We start from the raw sequence: 17,723 nt of genomic DNA, 5'->3' as shown, positions 1-17,723 counted from the left end.
CGTTTAGGATCTGACTTGGGTTGATGACTTGGGTTGATGACTTGGTTGATAAATGGTTCGAAGGTTAGCTGAACTGAAAACCAACCCAATATCAACCCAATCTTACTCCCGCTCTAATGCCCGGATAGGATCCATCTCGGCTGCCCGCTTGGCGGGGAAAAAGCCAAAAATAACCCCAATTAAACTGGAGCACACAAAAGCCGTAATAATGGAGGCGGCGGAGTAAATCATCGAAAAGTTGCTGCTGAACTGGCTGAATATCAAGCCGATACCTAGTGATAAAATCACCCCGAGGCAACCGCCCAGCAAGCACACCAATACGGCTTCAATTAAAAATTGCTGCATAATATCGCTGGCGCGTGCGCCAACCGCCATGCGCACGCCAATCTCTTTGGTGCGCTCAGTAACAGAAACCAGCATGATATTCATCACCCCAATACCACCGACCACCAATGAAATAACCGCTATCATTGATACCAGCAATGTCATGGTCGAGGTGGTTTTCTCAATAGTTTGGCGGATGCTATCAGTATTCATCACAAAAAAGTCCTGTGTGCCCCCGTGGCGCTGAGTTAGCAGCTTAGTGACCCCCTGCTCAGCATTGGCCAGATTGATATCATCATTAACCCGCACCGTGATGCTTTTTAAATAAGATTGCCCGAACATGCGCTTCATTGCCGTGGTGTAGGGGATCCACACATTCAGATTCTCATCACTGCCAAATCCACTTTGCTTTTTGGCCGCGACTCCAATCACCCGACAGGGCAAGGAGCCGAGCAATATCACTTTGCCAATAGGATTTTCTCCATCAGGAAACAGCTTATTGCGCGTGTTTTCATCAATCACGGCTTCCTGCATCAGGTTATCGACACTGGTGCGGTTAAAAGCCATACCTTGGTTGAGGCTATAGCCGCGCACCAAAAAATATTGCTCGCCGACACCATTCACCGTGCCACTGACTGATTGATTGCCATAACGCAGAGTGCTGCTGCTAGACACCGCCGGTGTAACGCTGTGAATATAACCTTGCTGGGCCAGCGCATCGGCATCAGAGGCCCGCAGCGTGTGGATCGCGGCAGAGCGCATATCACCGAAATCTTTGCCGGGGAAAATCTCTAGTGTGCTGGTGCCCATCGCATTAATGTTTGCCAGAACTTGCTGTTGTGACCCCTTTCCCAGTGCGACGACAGAGACCACCGAGGCAATGCCGATAATAATCCCCAACATGGTAAGCAGAGTCCGTAAACGTTGGGCTGACATAGCCAGCAGGGCCATTTTAAACGCCTCTTGAAGGCGGCCACTGAGCGCTTTTACTCGGGATTTTGGCATTGGCTTCGCCGGGCTTGTGGCATTTTCAGCAGCACTGATGCGCAACTGAGACTCGACTGGTGCAACTTGAGGATTTTGCTGGTCAGTGATGACCTCGCCGTCTCTGAGTTCGATAACTCGCTGAGCATGTTTTGCAATCGACATATCATGAGTAACAATGACGACGGTATGACCTTGCTGGTGTAAGTCTTTGAGAATGTTTAAAACTTCATTGCCACTGTGGGTGTCGAGAGCCCCTGTGGGTTCGTCGGCCAGAATGACTTGCCCGCCATTCATCAAGGCTCTGGCAATACTGACCCGCTGTTGTTGCCCACCGGAAAGTTGGCTAGGACGATAATCCATCCGCTCTGCCAGCCCAAGGCGCGAGAGCAGGTTAGCGGCTCGCAGACGGCGCTCTTCGCGGCCAATGCCGGCATAAATGGCCGGAACTTCGACATTATCCCGCGCGTTTAAATCATTCAGCAGCTGGTAGCGCTGAAAAATAAAACCAAAATGCTCGCGGCGTAACTCAGCTAATGCATCAGTATCTAACTGTTGTAGGGCGCGCCCTGCTACCCGATATTCACCCGAACTGGGCTTATCCAGGCACCCGAGTATATTCATCAATGTTGATTTACCGGATCCCGAAGCGCCGACAATCGCCACCATCTCGCCACGGCAAATAGTCAGATTGATATTTTTCAGCACCTGAACAAGCGTTTCGCTCATTACTTTTTTGCTCATTCCTTTGCCATTAATAACTTTGTCACCAATAACAAAGCTCCGGCTAACATTTTCAAGTTGCAGCAAAATATTATCTTGGTGGTGTTGTGGCATCAGTTACATCCCCATTGGCGGGCGCATGCGCTGCGACGGGCTGTTGACGCTAGCTGTGCTGGCCTGACTGACAATCACTTGCTCCCCAGCTTGCAAACCAGAGAGAATCTGGGCATCAACATTATTATTTAACCCAACAGTTACCTTTCGAACAGTTATTTTTCCCTTCCCATCAACCACTTGAACTTGATGGTGACCATTGTTGTTTTCCAGTGCGGTGGCGGGAATAACAATGGCGTCCTCGGCTTTATTGAGCACGATATAGACCTGCGCGGTCATCGAAATACGTAATGCCCCGTTCGGGTTGGCAACATCAAACAAACCGTTATAGTAAATGGCGGTGCTGGTCGTGCTGGAGCTGCTACTGGTGCTGGATGAGGTGGTGGTTTCATCGTTGATAGAGTCCGGGGCCGGTTCAATGGCTCGCAACCTGGCGCTGAATCGCTCTCCTGGTTCACCTAAAATAGTGAAATAAACCGGCATGCCCGCTTTGACTTTGACCACGTCGGCTTCTGAAATCTGTGCTTCAACCGTCATGGTATCGAGTTGTGCCACTTTAATAATCGTCGGGGCGCTTTGTACCGCATTGACGGTTTGCCCCTCTTCAACTGGAATGGCGACCACTGTCCCGGTGATTGGCGAGTTGATTTTGGTATAACCCAGATTGAGTTTGGCGGTACTGACTGCAATTTCGGCCTGTGTAATCTGGGCATCCAGTGCATTGATTTCGGCTTGAGTGCTCTCTAATGTTGCTTTGGCGCTGTCAAAATCGGCAGGTACGCCCAAGCCTTTGGCCAAAATATGTTGTTGCCGCTGATAGGTTAATTGATTGTTTTTCTGGGTGGCAATTTTTGCTGCCCGCTGAGCGCGCACATTTTTCAGCGCTTCCTGTGCATCTTTCAGGGCATTTTGCTGAGTAAGATCATCAATTTCAGCCACTAATTGGCCTTTTTCAACCTGTTGGCCTAGGGTGACATGCAGCGCTTTGATTTGCCCTGAAACCTGCGCCCCGACAGTGACCTGTTTCTGTGCTTTGATAGTGCCGTCAGCTAATACGGTTTGTTCCAAGGTGCGAGTTTCTGCTGGGGCAGTAATAAAATTCGGCTTATCTGCCGGGGATATCCAGCTAAAAAGTAGCGCACCACCGGCGATCAGCAGCACAACAACCAGCCCGATAAAACGTCGTTTTGACCCGGTAATCTGTTGCATAATTAATCAAAGGTCCTTGAACCAAAATGAAGAAAATGGTGGCGCCAAATAACAGGGGGTAATTTACCGCCAAGGCCAACGCCTGTGAGTTAAGTGAAATTCAAGGATATGTAAGGATTGAGTAAAACCGGCTGCGTGTAAGTCAAATAGGCATGAAAATAAACAAAATCAGGCAGGAGAATGAAGATATGAAGATTTTGTTAGTCGATGATGATGCTGAACTGGGCACTATGTTGAGGGAATACCTGAGCGGAGAGGGGTTCAACGCCGAATTGGTATTAACCGGCAAAGAGGGCATTACCGCGGCCTTGTCCGGCGATTATTCCGCCTTGATCCTCGACATCATGTTGCCCGACATGAGTGGTATTGATGTATTGCGGCAGGTGCGCCAAAACAGCCGCATACCTATTATCATGCTGACAGCCAAAGGCGACAATATTGACCGGGTTATCGGCCTGGAAATGGGCGCGGACGACTATATGCCAAAACCCTGCTATCCACGCGAATTAGTGGCACGGCTGCGCGCGGTAATGCGCCGTTTTGACGAACGCCCAGATTTATCATCCACTGATGACAGTGCCATTACGCTAGGCAATTTGACGCTAAGCCCCTCAACGCGCAGCAGTTTATGGCAGGGTAAGCCATTTGATTTAACGGCATCAGAGTTCAATTTGCTGGAGCTGCTGTTGCGCTCACCGGAGCGTGTGGTGACCAAAGATGAATTATCGGATAAAGGGTTAGGGCGACCACGAGAAGCCTATGACCGCAGTGTTGACGTGCACATCAGTAATATCAGACAAAAACTCGCGGCATTGCCAGACAATAGGTTAAATATTGAAACGGTACGTAGCATTGGCTATCGCATCAGATAATGGCTATTGCTGGAGTTGATAGAATATGCGCGGACGGCTGTTTTGGAAAATCCTACTGGGTTTTTGGATCACCTTTATTTTAATGGCTCAGATGTTGTGGGTCGTGTTTTCCTTTTACGGTAATCGTCATGAGCCACCTGAGCATGAGATGGTTCGACAAATCGCTAAATTACAAGTTAATTCAGCGGCTTCAGTGCTCCAGACGGGTGGCTTACCTGCGCTGAATAGCATGATTGCCAACTGGTCAGAGTCAGATAAAAGCCACTTTTCTGTTTTACCAAAGGGCGAGCTACCCCCAGAAACCGCAGCAGTACCAGACAAGGGCAGGGCTCCTGATTTTTACCACCAAGAAGTCACCGCATGGGCGCAAAGCCCAGAGGGGCAAGACTATCGCATCAGTTACGATATTAATGGTTTACGGGATATCAACCGGCGTGGCGCAGCAGGTGAAAGCCGTCGGGAAATACTGAATGTGCCGATCCCGATGATCTGGATGGGCGTGGTCGGAGGGCTGTTTTTCAGTGCACTTTTGGCCTGGAACCTGACCCGACCTATGCGCCAGCTCCGCGCCGGTTTTGAGCGGGTAGCGCAGGGCGATTTGTCAGTACGATTGCTGCCAGTGATGCGACGTCGTCATGATGAACTGACTGAAGTGGCGCGCGATTTTGACTCAATGGCCGAGCGGTTGGAAGCTCTGGTCAGTGCCCGTGAACAACTGTTGCATGATGTCTCCCATGAATTGCGCTCTCCGCTGGCACGTTTGCAATTGGCGATTGGGTTAGCGCGGCAGAATCCGGGGAATGTCGAGAGCTCTTTGCAGCGCATTGAACATGAATCGGAACGACTGGATAAGATGATTGGCGAACTATTGGCGCTTTCTCGAGCTGAAAATCACGATATCGCCGACGATGACGAGTATTTTGATTTACATGAGTTAGTGAAAGTGGTGGTCAATGATGCCCGCTTTGAGGCTCAGGTGCCGGGGGTCGAAATCCAACTACAGGTAGCGCCATCCGTGGAGTATACCGTTAAAGGGACTGCCGAACTGATGCGGCGGGCGATTGATAATATTGTCCGCAACGCGCTGCGCTTTTCTGCCCAAGGGCAACAGGTGGTTGTGGCACTTTCTCAGAGTGATAAGAGTTATCTGGTGCAGGTGACCGACGAGGGGCCTGGGGTGGAAGAGAGCAAGTTATCCAGTATTTTCGACCCTTTTGTGCGGGTGAAATCGGCGATGTCGGGCAAAGGTTATGGCTTGGGGCTGGCGATTACACGAAAAGTTATTTTGGCTCACGGTGGGCAGGTTGAAGCCAGAAATGCGGAGCAGGGCGGGTTGGTGATTACACTGCGAATACCGCGGTGGATAGAAAAAAATCCATTTTAGAAGTCAATGGCATCATAGCCCATTAGAAAACAAAAACGGCGTCCGAGGACGCCGTTTTTCGTTCATATCAAAATTATTTTTTGATACGAATAATAGGTGTTTCACCTACGGTAACGCTGCCAGACAGTTTGATCAGTTCTTTGATCTCATCCATGTTGGAGATAACAACCGGCGTCAAGGTAGACTTGGCTTTCTCTTCCAGCAGGGCTAGATTGAACTCAATAACCACATCACCTTTCTTGACGCGTTGACCTTCTTCAGCGATGCGTTTAAAGCCTTCGCCTTTCAGTTCAACAGTATCAATACCGAAGTGGACGAACAGCTCAATGCCGCTGTCAGATTCGATAGAAAAAGCATGGTTAGTTTCGAAAATTTTACCGATGGTGCCGTCAACAGGAGCAACCATTTTATTGCCTGAAGGCTTGATGGCAATACCATCACCAACGATTTTCTCTGCAAAAACAACATCTGGAACATCTTCGATGTTGACAATCTCACCAGACAACGGAGCTACGATTTCAATAGTGCCACTGTCTTTTTTATCATCTGAAACCAGTGATTTCAGTTTGTCGAACAAACCCATGATCTTCTCCTAAGTATTTATATCGGGCAGCGTTCCAGTATCGTGGAATTAGCAGAGCGTTTTTTCTTCGATGAAAGTGGTAACCAAATCCATCAATTCTTTCGCTGTTGGTTGAGCCAATGCCTGCTCTGCCAACACCTTCACATCTTCGAAATTCGTATTACGGATAATTTTCTTGATGCGCGGGATCGAAATCGCACTCATGCTGAACTCATCCAGCCCCATGCCCAATAACAACAGTGTAGCACGTTCGTCGCCAGCAAGTTCACCGCACATACCGGTCCACTTACCTTCAGCGTGAGATGCATCAATAACCTGTTTGATCAGGCCCAATACCGATGGCGACATTGGATTATAGAGATGAGAAATCAGCTCATTGCCACGATCTACTGCCAGAGTATACTGAGTTAGATCGTTTGTCCCAATACTAAAGAAGTCAACTTCTTTAGCTAGATGGCGAGCGATGACCGCCGCCGCAGGTGTTTCAACCATTACACCGACCTCGATAGTTTCATCAAAGGCCTTATTTTCTTCACGGAGTTGGCTCTTCAGCAGTTCAAGTTCTGCTTTCAGCTCGCGTACTTCTTCAACCGAAATAATCATCGGGAACATGATACGCAATTTACCAAACGCCGAGGCACGCAAGATAGCGCGCAGCTGTGCGTGTAGAATTTCTTTACGATCCATAGCAATACGGATTGCACGCCAGCCCAGGAATGGGTTTTCTTCTTTCGGCAAGTTCATGTACGGCAGATCTTTGTCACCGCCGATGTCCATAGTGCGGACAATAACTGCCTGAGAGCCCATGGCTTCTGCAACTTCTTTATATGCCTTGAACTGTTCTTCTTCAGTTGGCAGTGAGTCGCGGTCCATGAACAGGAATTCTGTACGATACAAACCAACACCTTCAGCGCCATTACGCTCAGCACCGGCGATATCACGCACTGTACCAATGTTGGCAACCACTTCAACCTGATGTCCATCCAGAGTGATGGCAGGCAAGTCTTTCAGTTTGGCTAGATCGTTTTTCTCGGTGATGTATTGGGTATTCACCGCTTTCAACTGCTCAATAATATCAGCAGTCGGATTCAGATAAACTTTGTTGTTTACCGCATCGAGGATCAAATAGTCGCCATTTTGGACTTGCTTGGTCACATCAGATGTCCCGACGATAGCCGGTAACTCTAACGAACGCGCCATAATGGAGGTGTGAGAGGTGCGACCACCTAAATCAGTGATGAACCCTAACACTTTATCCAGATTCAGCTGTGCGGTTTCTGATGGAGTCAAATCGGTGGCAACCAGAATAACTTCATCCTGGATAGCACTTAAATCGACAATATGCAGACCGAGAATGTTCTGTAGCAGGCGCTTACCGATATCACGTACGTCAGCCGCACGTTCTTTCAGATATTCATCATCCAGCTCTTCCAGGGCTTTTGCTTGCCCTTCAATCACTGAATATGCAGCTGCATCAGCAGTGGCATGCTCATCTTTGATTAGGGCTATGATTTCCTGCTCAAGCTCTTCGTCTTCCAACAGCATGATATGCCCTTCGAAGATGGCCGCTTTCTCTTCGCCCAGGCTTATGCCAGCTTTGGTCTTAATCGCTTCTAACTGCTCAGCGGCTTTCGCCCGTCCAGTTTTGAAACGCTCGACTTCCTGCTCCACTTGGTCAGCAGAGATTTTTTTCCGGTTGATGACAATCTCATCTTCTTTCAGTAAAAGTGCTTTACCAAAAGCGATACCCGGTGATACTAAAATGCCTGAAATCATAACCCTACCTTACTCTTGACTGGTGTTAACTAAAAAAGAGCGCGTGATTACTCAAGCTCTGCCATCAGTTTTACCAGATGCTCAACAGCTTGTTTTTCATCTTCGCCTTCAGCTGAGATCGTAACAACAGTCCCTTGGGTCAGGCCCAGAGTTTGCAGTTTAAACAGGCTTTTTGCGCTGGCGCTTTTACCGTTAGAAATCACAGAAATTTCAGACGCAAAACCTTTTGCTTCTTTTACGAACTGTGCAGCAGGGCGGGTATGCAGACCATTTGGTGCAGTAATAGTAACTTCTTGCTGGAACATTGTGTTTCCCCAACTTATTGGATTTATGTTGTGGAGCTAAAGTTTAGTGTAATACCTAAACTTTAGCCTGTATTGGTGCGCGCATGACTAATCTTTCAACTCGCGCATGACTATGCCTCAATAACAGGTAAGTCACAAAAGCAGTTTCCGATGCGACCCGAATTTAGGCTTAAAATCGTTGCTGCTACCTCTAAGAATAATGCTCTCTTTGCGTTATGTCTTCAATCAGCGTTAAGTGATGACATTTTTTGTAGTGTTGCATAATTGATAAATCGATTCAGCTAGAGATTCACCTGATACGTGATTAATTTCGCGTATCAAAATAATTGTCCGGTTAAATACTAAACCCAGAGGGTAAAATCAATCTTTATGTAGTGAAAACTTTGACGTGGGCCACAAAAAAAGCACCCATAAGGGTGCTTTTTTAGCATTTTGTGCGGCACCCTGACTACTGTTGCAGCTCTTGTTCAGTGAACAAATCTGCGAACAAAGCGGTGCTTAAGTAACGCTCACCCGAGGAGGGAAGAATAACCACAATTGTTTTGTTAGTAAACTCGGGTTCTTCTAAAAGTTTGACCGCTGCCGCAACCGCGGCACCAGAGGAAATGCCGGCCAAAATACCTTCTTCATCCATCAAACGGCGAGCCATAGAGATAGCTTCGTCATTAGTCACCAAGGCGACACGGTCTACCAGGTCTAAATCGAGGTTACCGGGAATAAAGCCCGCGCCAATACCTTGAATTTTGTGCGGGCCAGGTTTGATCTCCTGACCTGCTAGCGCCTGAGTAATTACTGGGGAATCAGTAGGTTCAACCGCAACAGTGGTAATGGCTTTGCCTTTGGTATTTTTGATATAGCGGCTAACGCCGGTCAGTGTACCGCCAGTGCCGACACCGGCGATAAAGACATCGACTTCACCATCGGTATCTTCCCAGATTTCTGGGCCGGTGGTTTTCTCGTGAATTTCCGGGTTGGCCGGGTTATTGAATTGTTGCAGGATCAGGTAGCGGGCAGGGTCGGTGGCTTGAATTTCTTCTGCCTTGGCAATCGCCCCTTTCATACCTTTGGCACCTTCGGTCAGTACCAGATTAGCACCCAGCGCTTTTAATAACTTACGGCGCTCAATGCTCATGGTCTCAGGCATAGTCAGGGTTAATTTATAACCACGAGCGGCGGCGACAAATGCCAGCGCGACCCCAGTATTCCCGCTAGTTGGTTCAATCAGTTCAATGCCTTCAGTCAGAATGCCTTTATTTTCAGCATCCCAAATCATATTGGCACCGATACGGCATTTAACGCTGAAACTGGGATTGCGTGACTCAATCTTCGCCAAAATGCGCCCGTTACCGATACGGTTCAGACGAACCAGCGGCGTATGGCCGATTGTTAAAGAATTGTCTTCATATATCTTGCTCATAGCCCGTCCTTTAACTCTATGAAAATGTAGGAAACATTCAAAGCATACGCTAACAGTATGGCTATGGAAGTAAGTATTTGGTATATCGATATGTGATTAGGAAATAAGTTTTACTCCCAATAACAAGGGCGCGGTTTGCGCGCCCACTAAAAATTAGCGTGATAGCTGAATAAATTGGTCGCGGTAGCGATCAACCCACATGGCGGTGGCACCACAGACGGCAACGGGCATAATCACCAGATTCAAGAAAGGAATCATAGTGAATAAACTCACCAGAGCACCAAATTGCAGGTTGTCGACCTTATCTTGACGCAATGCACTGCGCATCTGTTGGAAACTTACTTTATGGTTATCAAAGGGATAGTCACAGTATTGGATTGACAACATCCAGGCACTAAACAGAAACCACAGCACCGGGGCCGCGGTTTGCCCGATACCCGGAATAAAATACAGCACCAGCAGCACCAGTGCGCGCGGCAAGTAATAGGCTAGTTTTCGCCATTCACGCGCCATAATTCGCGGTAAATCTTTCACTATTCCCATTATTCCGGTATCTGGCAGAGATTTACCGGTCAGACTGGCTTCCAATTGTTCGGCCAGTAAACCATTAAAAGGGGCGGCGATAAAATTGGCCAAGGTGCTGAACAAATAGCTGAACACCAATAGCACCGAAATCACCATTACCGGCCACAACAAATAACTCAGCCACTGTAGCCAGTCAGGGACATAACTCATCAATTGAGGAACCCAGTCACCTATCCGGTTGAATAACCACCAGAAAGCGCCCCCCATCAGCAGAATATTTACTAGCAAAGGTAAAATCACAAATCGCCGGATACCCGGGCGCGAAATTAATTGCCATCCTTGCGCAAAATAATGGATACCACTGACCTTTTTTACGACTTTTTGCGTATACGCCATGCCATTGAGTTCCCTGTTAGCTTATTGACCTGCCTATCATATCGGTATGATTTCCCTCTGCATAGTCACTTATTGTGCAATAAATGAGCAAAACAACTAGCATAATCATCTTTCTTCGAAGAAAATTGAGCACGGACTTGCACTTGTGTTCGTTGGGAAATAGAGTTAAAGGGTGAATGTTTGCCGCGGTGGCAATGTCTTGGAACAACAGAGATAGTAATGATGCAGGATTTGCGTCTGATATTAATCGTTGTTGGCGCGATCGCCATAATAGCGTTGTTATTGCATGGTTTATGGACCAGCCGTAAAGAACGCTCATCACTTTTTCGCGATCGCCCAGTTAAACGTCCGAAACAAGAACGTGTTGAAACCCCGATCGAGAGTCTCGATGAAGGGGTGGGAGAAGTGCGCGTCCGCACTGCTCATCCACAGGAGAAGCCTTCGTTTAGTCATATTGATGATGACGATGAAGACATGCCGGTTATTCAGCATACTGAAACTAAACCCGCACCGGTTAAGACGGAACCTCGTCACCAACCTTTTGCGCCTGTGCAAACAGAATATGATGACCCGCTCTTGGGTGGGCTATCTGCTGAGCAACCACCGCATGAGTCACATCGTGATCCTGTGTTTGGTGCGGTTGAGCCATCTTACTCACAACCGCAACACGCAGAACCACAGCAGGTGGCAGAACACGCCCCTCGGGTGGAATCACCACCAGAGGCAGTTGCTCCGGCTCCAGAAGTGAAACCGCAAAAACTGAAAGAAACTGTTTTGGTGCTGCATGTGGCAGCGCATCACGGTGGTGCTCTTGGTGGCGAATTACTGCTACAGAGTGTTCTTCAGTCTGGTTTCCAGTTTGGTGAAATGGGTATTTTCCATCGTCACCTCAGCCCGGCAGGCAGCGGCCCGGTCTTATTCAGTCTGGCGAATATGGTAAAACCGGGTTCTTTTGACCCAGATACCATGTCTGATTTCTCAACGCCGGGGGTGTCAATGTTTATGATGGTGCCGTCTTATGGCGATGCTAATCAAAACTTCAAATTGATGCTGCAATCAGCCCAGCGGATTGCCGATGATGTCGGTGGTGTCGTGCTGGATGATGAGCGCCGCATGATGACCCCGCAAAAATTGGAAACGTATAAGGCCCGCATCCGCGAAGTGTTGGATGCAAACTTAAGCGCTTGATAACGTTACCTCGCAATGAATCGAATTAACCCGAACCCCCGCATGCCGGGGGTTTTTTATCTTTGATGGTGAGCTATGGAATCGATAATTCAGCAAATTAACCAACTAAAAACCTCATTGCGCCATCACGAACATCAATATTATGTATTGGATGCGCCAGAAATCCCTGATGCTGAATACGACCGTATGATGCAGCAATTGCGTGAACTGGAAGCACAACATCCTGAACTGATTACCAATGATTCCCCCACACAACGAGTTGGCGGTGCGCCTCTTGATGCGTTTGAGCAGGTTAAGCACGAAGTGCCGATGCTGTCTCTCGATAACGTTTTTGATGAAGAAAGCTATCTGGCTTTTGACAAAAGAGTGCATGACCGGCTGAAAACCGCAGAGCCGCTGACCTTTTGCTGTGAATTGAAACTTGATGGTTTGGCCGTCAGTTTATTGTATGAAAATGGCGAGTTAGTCAGAGCGGCAACACGCGGTGATGGCACCACGGGCGAAAATATTACCGTCAATGTGCGCACCATCCGTGCCATTCCCTTGCGCCTGCACGGTGATAATATTCCTCGGCGTGTCGAGGTGCGCGGCGAGGTGTTTATGCCGCAGGCCGGGTTTGAACAGCTCAACGAAGAAGCGCGCCGCAAAGGTGGCAAGATCTTTGCCAATCCCCGCAATGCCGCGGCAGGTTCTTTGCGCCAGCTGGATCCACGAATTACGGCTAAACGCCCATTAACGTTCTTCTGTTATGGCGTCGGTTTGGTCGACGGTGGCGAACTGCCGCGCAGTCACATTCAGCGGCTAATGCAATTTAAAGACTGGGGCTTACCGGTCAGTGATCGCGTCAAATTGTGTACTGGTAGTGACCAAGTCATTGCTTTCTATCGTCAAGTTGAACAAGACCGTGCTGAGTTAGGCTTTGATATTGATGGTGTAGTTATCAAAGTTGACTCGCTCAATCTGCAAGAGCAATTGGGGTTTGTCGCACGAGCGCCGCGTTGGGCTACGGCATTTAAATTCCCGGCGCAAGAGCAGATAACGCAAGTGAGAGAAGTGGAATTTCAAGTCGGGCGCACCGGCGCTATCACTCCTGTTGCGCGTTTGGAGCCAGTGCAGGTCGCTGGGGTGATTGTCAGTAATGCCACCCTACATAATGCGGATGAAATTGAGCGCCTTGGTTTACGCATCGGCGATACTGTGATTGTTCGCCGTGCTGGCGATGTTATTCCGCAAGTGGTGGGCGTAGTGATGGAGCAACGCCCGCCAGATGCCAAAGAGATTCTGTTCCCAGACCACTGTCCGGTATGCGGTTCTGATATTGAGCGGGTCGAGGGTGAGGCGGTTGCCCGCTGTACCGGTGGGTTATTCTGCGCAGCCCAACGTAAAGAAGCTCTGAAGCACTTTGTCTCACGTCGGGCATTGGACGTCGATGGAATGGGCGACAAAATCATCGAACAACTGGTTGAAAAACAATATGTTGAAAACCCGGCTGACTTATTCACATTAACTGCGGGCAAATTAACTGGCCTTGATCGCATGGGGCCAAAATCGGCACAAAATCTGATTGTGGCGCTAGAAAAGGCGAAACAGACCACTTTTGCGCGTTTCCTCTATGCACTAGGAATTCGTGAGGTTGGGGAGGCGACAGCCGCAAATTTAGCCGCTCATTTTCGTACTCTGGCTAATCTGCGGGCGGCTGATATCGATGCGCTAAAAAGTGTGCCGGATGTCGGGGAAGTGGTGGCGAAGCACGTGCTTAACTTCCTGAATGAAGAGCATAATCAGAAAGTGATCGAAGCCCTGGAACAAGTAATTACTTGGCCGGAACCACAACGTATTATTACCGAAGAGATAGACAGCCCATTTGCCGGTAAAACCGTGGTACTGACCGGATCCTTGACGGTGCTCTCACGAGACGAAGCCAAAGATCGCCTGACCGCATTAGGGGCTAAAGTGAGTGGCAGTGTTTCTAAAAAAACCGATTTAGTCATCGCCGGTGAAGCCGCTGGTTCGAAACTGATTAAAGCCCAAGAGCTGGGAATTAAAGTTATTGATGAAGCGGAAATGATCCTTTTATTGGGTGAATAGAGGGCGCAATGGAAAAAGAAAACCTGGTTGAAATTGCCAATACCCGAATGCCCTTTGGTAAATATCAGGGGCGGGTATTAATCGATTTGCCGGAAGAATATCTACTCTGGTTCGCCCGCAAAGGGGAATTCCCGCAGGGCAAACTGGGTATGCTGATGGAAATGACATTAGCAATTAAAATCGAAGGGCTGGATAGTTTGGTTAAACCGTTAAAACAGCAATAAGATGGTATTTTAGAATATGGCGATGAGCTATCTGACATCGCCATATTGTTGTTTTATAGGGTACAAATTTTATTAAATATATACGTTTACCTGGTTTTGTTCAGAAGGGCGGTTTACCCCATCACCAGTAGGTGCGCTGACACTCTGGGTATTGCTATCGTCAACTTTTTGGTTTTTCTCTGCTTCTTTTGCCTCAATACGCGCGATTTGAGCTTGTAGTGCTGCAATTTGGCTCTGAATCTGTTGCTGCTGTTTTTGTAACTCATCAGCTGTCAAATCAGCATCTTTTAACGTGCTTAATTTTTCGGTCAGTTTTTGGATTTCTTGTTTAAGAGATTTAATCTGTGCCGCAGTGCTGCTATCTGAAGAGGCGCTACTGCTACTAACAGAAACTGATGCGGTAGAAATAGTATTCGACATCATTATTCCTTAGAAAAGCGTGGTTGGAATAATGCTTATCGACGTGGGAAAATTAACCTTTAACGTTTGCGGCGTGTTTTACGTATTCTTATCACTTACTTATCACTTGCGTTTTTATTAAGCTAAGACGCCAAGTGATATCGCTAAACGACCAAACGCAATTGCGGCCAATGTTGCAACCAACCTTTACTCTTAACTCTCTGGTTATAGGTGTCTATTTCACCATTTTTGGGGTTTAGCGTGATAGTTTTGGCAAAAAGAGCACCCAAGCCAAAAGGGGCGACTAATTCTATCTCGCCTTTGTCATTCAGTTTGGCACCAATGGCCGTTTCGATTTCAACCCAATAACTGATGGCATCTTCGGTGCTGGTATAAGGCAGTCGGCCAGTGTACAGATGCATTCTGGCTTGGTTTTTTACTGACCACGGAAATGAGGTTTGTTGAAAAGCTGGGGTTTGAAGTAGCTGTTCTTCCCGCCGTAAATCATGCTGTTCGCGGGTATCTTGCTTATCAAAATAGACCAAATCTATATCATTGAGTGGTGTGGGGGAAGCATAGCCATGCAGTTGATCCCACACGAGATTGCGAACAAATCCTGCTGCCAGACACCACTGTGGTAAGCCGAGCTCACGGGCAACAGACAATGCGCGCATGCGATAGGGATCCGCTTGTAGCCATTGAATGATTTGTTGCTGCTCCATTCTCTGTTACCTCGGTAATCAATATGTTTGCAAAATAATGATGGTTTGCCAAATGATTCGGGTTTGTCAAATGATTAAGCTGGATGCCGGAAAGCAAAAAACCGGCCAGAGGCCGGTCTTTTTAAGGGTGGTGGAGCTAGACGGGATCGAACCGTCGACCTCTTGCATGCCATGCAAGCGCTCTCCCAGCTGAGCTATAGCCCCACAAATGTGGTTGTTCGTGCAGATATATCTATGGTGCCACCCAATTTTCTTACTTGATTATGACAGCATCAAACCAGAAAATTTGGTGGAGCTAGACGGGATCGAACCGTCGACCTCTTGCATGCCATGCAAGCGCTCTCCCAGCTGAGCTATAGCCCCAATGCGCACATAATAAATCGTGTGAACGGGGCGCATGATATGAAACCACTGAAACAGTGTCAACGGCTAATTCAATTTCCTGCGTTAAGCGCTGAAAAAGCCGCCAAATCAGCAGGAAAACAGCATAATAAATGAGATGCAATTCATAGTTTGCCGCGTAGGGGCCGAAAAAAGGTGGCTTGAATAAGCCACCTGATAAGCATAATGAGACTGGATGTTATTGCTGAGCTTCGCGTTCGCTGATGAAAGCGAGTGCTTTATCAATACGCGCCAGTGTACGAGCCTGACCGATAGCATGGACGGTCACGTCCATCCCCGGTGATTGGCCAGCACCAGTGACAGCTACACGCAGCGGCATACCCACTTTGCCCATACCTACACCTAACTCATCAGCGGTGCTCTGAATGGCGTTGTGGACGTTTTCAGTCGTCCATTCAGTGATGGCTGCCAGTTTGGCTTTGACGGCTTCTAGTGGTTGGCGTGCAACAGGGCGCAAATGTTTTTTCGCCGCATCGGCATCAAACTCGTCAAACTCTTCATAAAAGTAACGGCAAGACTCAGCCATTTCTTTTAGTGTCTTACAACGTTCGCCCAGCAGCTTAACTATTTCAACCAACTCAGGGCCATTGCGGGTATCAATTCCCAGTTGCTCAATATGCCAGGACAACTGCACGGCAACATGTTCCGGTGGCAGGCTATTGATATAATGGTGATTTAGCCACTGTAATTTTTCAGTATTGAATGCGCTGGCTGATTTGCTGACGGCATCAAGAGTGAATAGCTCGGTCATCTCGGCGACTGAGAAAATCTCCTGATCACCATGCGACCACCCCAAACGAACCAGATAGTTCAGCAGGGCTTCAGGCAAATAGCCGTCATCGCGGTATTGCATTACACCCACAGCGCCGTGACGTTTAGACAGTTTTTTACCGTCATCACCCAGAATCATTGAAACGTGGGCATATTCAGGAACTGGCGCACCTAATGCTTTCAAGATATTAATCTGGCGCGGGGTATTGTTGATGTGGTCTTCACCACGGATAACATGCGTGATTTCCATATCCCAGTCATCCACCACCACACAGAAGTTATAGGTTGGAGAACCATCTGTACGGCGGATAATTAAATCATCCAATTCTTGGTTACTGAATTCGATTGGCCCACGGATTTTATCATCGAAAATGACCGAGCCTTCTTGCGGGTTACGAAAACGTACCACTGAAGGTTCATCAGCACCATGAGTACATTGGCTATCGCGACAGCGGCCATCGTAGCGAGGTTTCTCACCATTCGCCATTTGGGTTTCGCGCAACTCATCCAGACGTTCTTTAGAGCAATAGCATCTATATGCCGTGCCGTTTTCCAACATTTGGTCAATCACGGCATTGTAGCGATCGAAACGTTTGGTTTGGAAGTACGGGCCTTCATCCCAATCCAGATTAAGCCAGTTCATGCCGTCCATAATGGCGTCGATGGCTTCCTGAGTTGAGCGCTCAAGATCGGTATCTTCGATACGCAGCACAAACTCACCGCCCAGGTGACGGGTGAACAACCAGGAATACAGTGCGGTACGCGCGCCGCCTACGTGGAGATAGCCAGTAGGACTGGGTGCAAAACGGGTTTTGATTTTCATTGGAATCGATGCCTTATTACGCTACGCCGGCCAGCAGACGCTGGCAGTTGCTCGAAATTCGAAAAAGTAGGCCACATTCTATCACCCTGTGGTAATTCCTCAACGATGTTACCGGCATGCAATTGATGATTAGTGAGACAAATGACTAAAGAAGCATCTATAGCGGTGATAAATCTCGCATCCTGTTTAAATTTGCGGCGAACGATTGTTTTCGTTTTAAAAACCGTTGACTCACCTCGAACTATCCCTATAATGCGACTCCAACAACACGGCGGGGCGATTAGCTCAGTTGGTAGAGCATCTCCTTTACACGGAGGGGGTCATCAGTTCGAATCTGGTATCGCCCACCAAACTCGACGTGTTGCGCAGTAAAATGAGAGTTGCGCAGTAAAATGAGATAGATGAGGGCGATTAGCTCAGTTGGTAGAGCATCTCCTTTACACGGAGGGGGTCATCAGTTCGAATCTGGTATCGCCCACCACTTCTCTTGCTTT

At 48.1% G+C, this 17,723-nt stretch carries 15 protein-coding genes and 4 tRNA genes; 7 read left to right on the top strand and 12 right to left on the bottom strand.

Features of this window, described 5'->3' with window-relative positions; translation table 11 throughout:
* Positions 1-102 precede the first annotated feature (102 nt).
* Positions 103-2,145, bottom strand: coding sequence for a MacB family efflux pump subunit (locus YROHD0001_RS04975; RefSeq protein WP_004715687.1), 2,043 nt, complete (start codon positions 2,143-2,145; stop codon positions 103-105).
* Between the two features lie 3 nt (positions 2,146-2,148).
* Entirely contained in the window at positions 2,149-3,354 is a 1,206-nt protein-coding gene (locus tag YROHD0001_RS04980) for an efflux RND transporter periplasmic adaptor subunit (protein ID WP_004715686.1), read from the bottom strand.
* Positions 3,355-3,542: 188 nt separating this feature from the next.
* On the opposite strand from YROHD0001_RS04980, the gene YROHD0001_RS04985 reads away from it, so the two are divergent.
* Both YROHD0001_RS04985 and YROHD0001_RS04990 read left to right on the top strand, forming a co-directional pair.
* The gene (locus YROHD0001_RS04985; protein WP_032817437.1) at positions 3,543-4,226 is read left to right on the top strand and encodes a response regulator transcription factor; all 684 of its coding nucleotides are present in this window, start codon (positions 3,543-3,545) and stop codon (positions 4,224-4,226) included.
* 25 nt (positions 4,227-4,251) lie between these two features.
* Positions 4,252-5,610: an ATP-binding protein gene (locus tag YROHD0001_RS04990; protein ID WP_004715684.1), complete on the top strand. Its 1,359-nt coding sequence runs from the start codon at positions 4,252-4,254 to the stop codon at positions 5,608-5,610.
* A gap of 73 nt (positions 5,611-5,683) precedes the next feature.
* Here the strand turns inward: YROHD0001_RS04990 and crr are convergent, their stop codons facing one another.
* The 5 genes from crr to cysZ all read right to left on the bottom strand — a co-directional run bounded on the left by crr (position 5,684) and on the right by cysZ (position 10,612).
* A complete protein-coding gene (gene crr, locus YROHD0001_RS04995; protein ID WP_004392561.1) occupies positions 5,684-6,193 on the bottom strand; it encodes a PTS glucose transporter subunit IIA in 510 nt (169 codons plus the stop codon).
* Positions 6,194-6,241: 48 nt separating this feature from the next.
* Positions 6,242-7,969 (bottom strand): phosphoenolpyruvate-protein phosphotransferase PtsI, encoded by a 1,728-nt coding sequence (ptsI, locus tag YROHD0001_RS05000; RefSeq protein ID WP_004715683.1) that lies wholly within the window; start codon positions 7,967-7,969, stop codon positions 6,242-6,244.
* 47 nt (positions 7,970-8,016) lie between these two features.
* Positions 8,017-8,274 carry a phosphocarrier protein Hpr gene (gene ptsH, locus YROHD0001_RS05005; protein ID WP_004715682.1) on the bottom strand — a complete coding sequence of 86 codons (258 nt, stop codon included), beginning with the start codon at positions 8,272-8,274 and terminating at the stop codon, positions 8,017-8,019.
* Positions 8,275-8,722: 448 nt separating this feature from the next.
* Positions 8,723-9,691 carry a cysteine synthase A gene (gene cysK / locus YROHD0001_RS05010; RefSeq protein ID WP_004715681.1) on the bottom strand — a complete coding sequence of 323 codons (969 nt, stop codon included), beginning with the start codon at positions 9,689-9,691 and terminating at the stop codon, positions 8,723-8,725.
* 153 nt (positions 9,692-9,844) lie between these two features.
* Positions 9,845-10,612 carry a sulfate transporter CysZ gene (cysZ, locus tag YROHD0001_RS05015; RefSeq protein ID WP_004715680.1) on the bottom strand — a complete coding sequence of 256 codons (768 nt, stop codon included), beginning with the start codon at positions 10,610-10,612 and terminating at the stop codon, positions 9,845-9,847.
* A gap of 219 nt (positions 10,613-10,831) precedes the next feature.
* On the opposite strand from cysZ, the gene zipA reads away from it, so the two are divergent.
* The 3 genes from zipA (at position 10,832) to YROHD0001_RS05030 (ending at position 14,112) form a co-directional block, all read left to right on the top strand.
* Positions 10,832-11,800, top strand: a complete 969-nt coding sequence (gene zipA, locus YROHD0001_RS05020; RefSeq protein WP_004715679.1) for a cell division protein ZipA — start codon at positions 10,832-10,834, stop codon at positions 11,798-11,800.
* Between the two features lie 75 nt (positions 11,801-11,875).
* On the top strand, positions 11,876-13,888 hold the full coding sequence (gene ligA / locus YROHD0001_RS05025) for an NAD-dependent DNA ligase LigA (protein WP_004715678.1): 2,013 nt from the start codon (positions 11,876-11,878) through the stop codon (positions 13,886-13,888).
* 8 nt (positions 13,889-13,896) lie between these two features.
* Complete coding sequence (locus YROHD0001_RS05030; RefSeq protein ID WP_004715677.1) at positions 13,897-14,112, top strand: DUF3820 family protein; 216 nt, start codon at positions 13,897-13,899, stop codon at positions 14,110-14,112.
* Positions 14,113-14,184: 72 nt separating this feature from the next.
* Here the strand turns inward: YROHD0001_RS05030 and YROHD0001_RS05035 are convergent, their stop codons facing one another.
* From YROHD0001_RS05035 to gltX, 5 genes are all read right to left on the bottom strand, one after another.
* On the bottom strand, positions 14,185-14,532 hold the full coding sequence (locus tag YROHD0001_RS05035; protein ID WP_032817434.1) for a FlxA-like family protein: 348 nt from the start codon (positions 14,530-14,532) through the stop codon (positions 14,185-14,187).
* 143 nt (positions 14,533-14,675) lie between these two features.
* Positions 14,676-15,233: a nucleotidyltransferase family protein gene (locus YROHD0001_RS05040; protein ID WP_004715675.1), complete on the bottom strand. Its 558-nt coding sequence runs from the start codon at positions 15,231-15,233 to the stop codon at positions 14,676-14,678.
* A 128-nt stretch (positions 15,234-15,361) separates the two neighbouring features.
* Positions 15,362-15,437, bottom strand: a tRNA-Ala gene (locus YROHD0001_RS05045).
* 83 nt (positions 15,438-15,520) lie between these two features.
* Positions 15,521-15,596 (bottom strand) — tRNA-Ala (locus tag YROHD0001_RS05050).
* A gap of 217 nt (positions 15,597-15,813) precedes the next feature.
* Positions 15,814-17,229, bottom strand: a complete 1,416-nt coding sequence (gene gltX, locus YROHD0001_RS05055) for a glutamate--tRNA ligase (protein WP_004715674.1) — start codon at positions 17,227-17,229, stop codon at positions 15,814-15,816.
* 274 nt (positions 17,230-17,503) lie between these two features.
* On the opposite strand from gltX, the gene YROHD0001_RS0118330 reads away from it, so the two are divergent.
* Both YROHD0001_RS0118330 and YROHD0001_RS0118325 read left to right on the top strand, forming a co-directional pair.
* Positions 17,504-17,579, top strand: a tRNA-Val gene (locus YROHD0001_RS0118330).
* A gap of 55 nt (positions 17,580-17,634) precedes the next feature.
* A tRNA-Val gene (locus YROHD0001_RS0118325) sits at positions 17,635-17,710 on the top strand.
* The last annotated feature ends 13 nt before the right edge of the window (positions 17,711-17,723 follow it).

This window comes from Yersinia rohdei ATCC 43380, assembly GCF_000173775.1.
In the GTDB taxonomy this organism is placed as follows: domain Bacteria; phylum Pseudomonadota; class Gammaproteobacteria; order Enterobacterales; family Enterobacteriaceae; genus Yersinia; species Yersinia rohdei.
The sequence above is the reverse complement of the archived record's forward strand: the minus strand, read 5'-3'. Positions and strand labels throughout refer to the sequence as shown.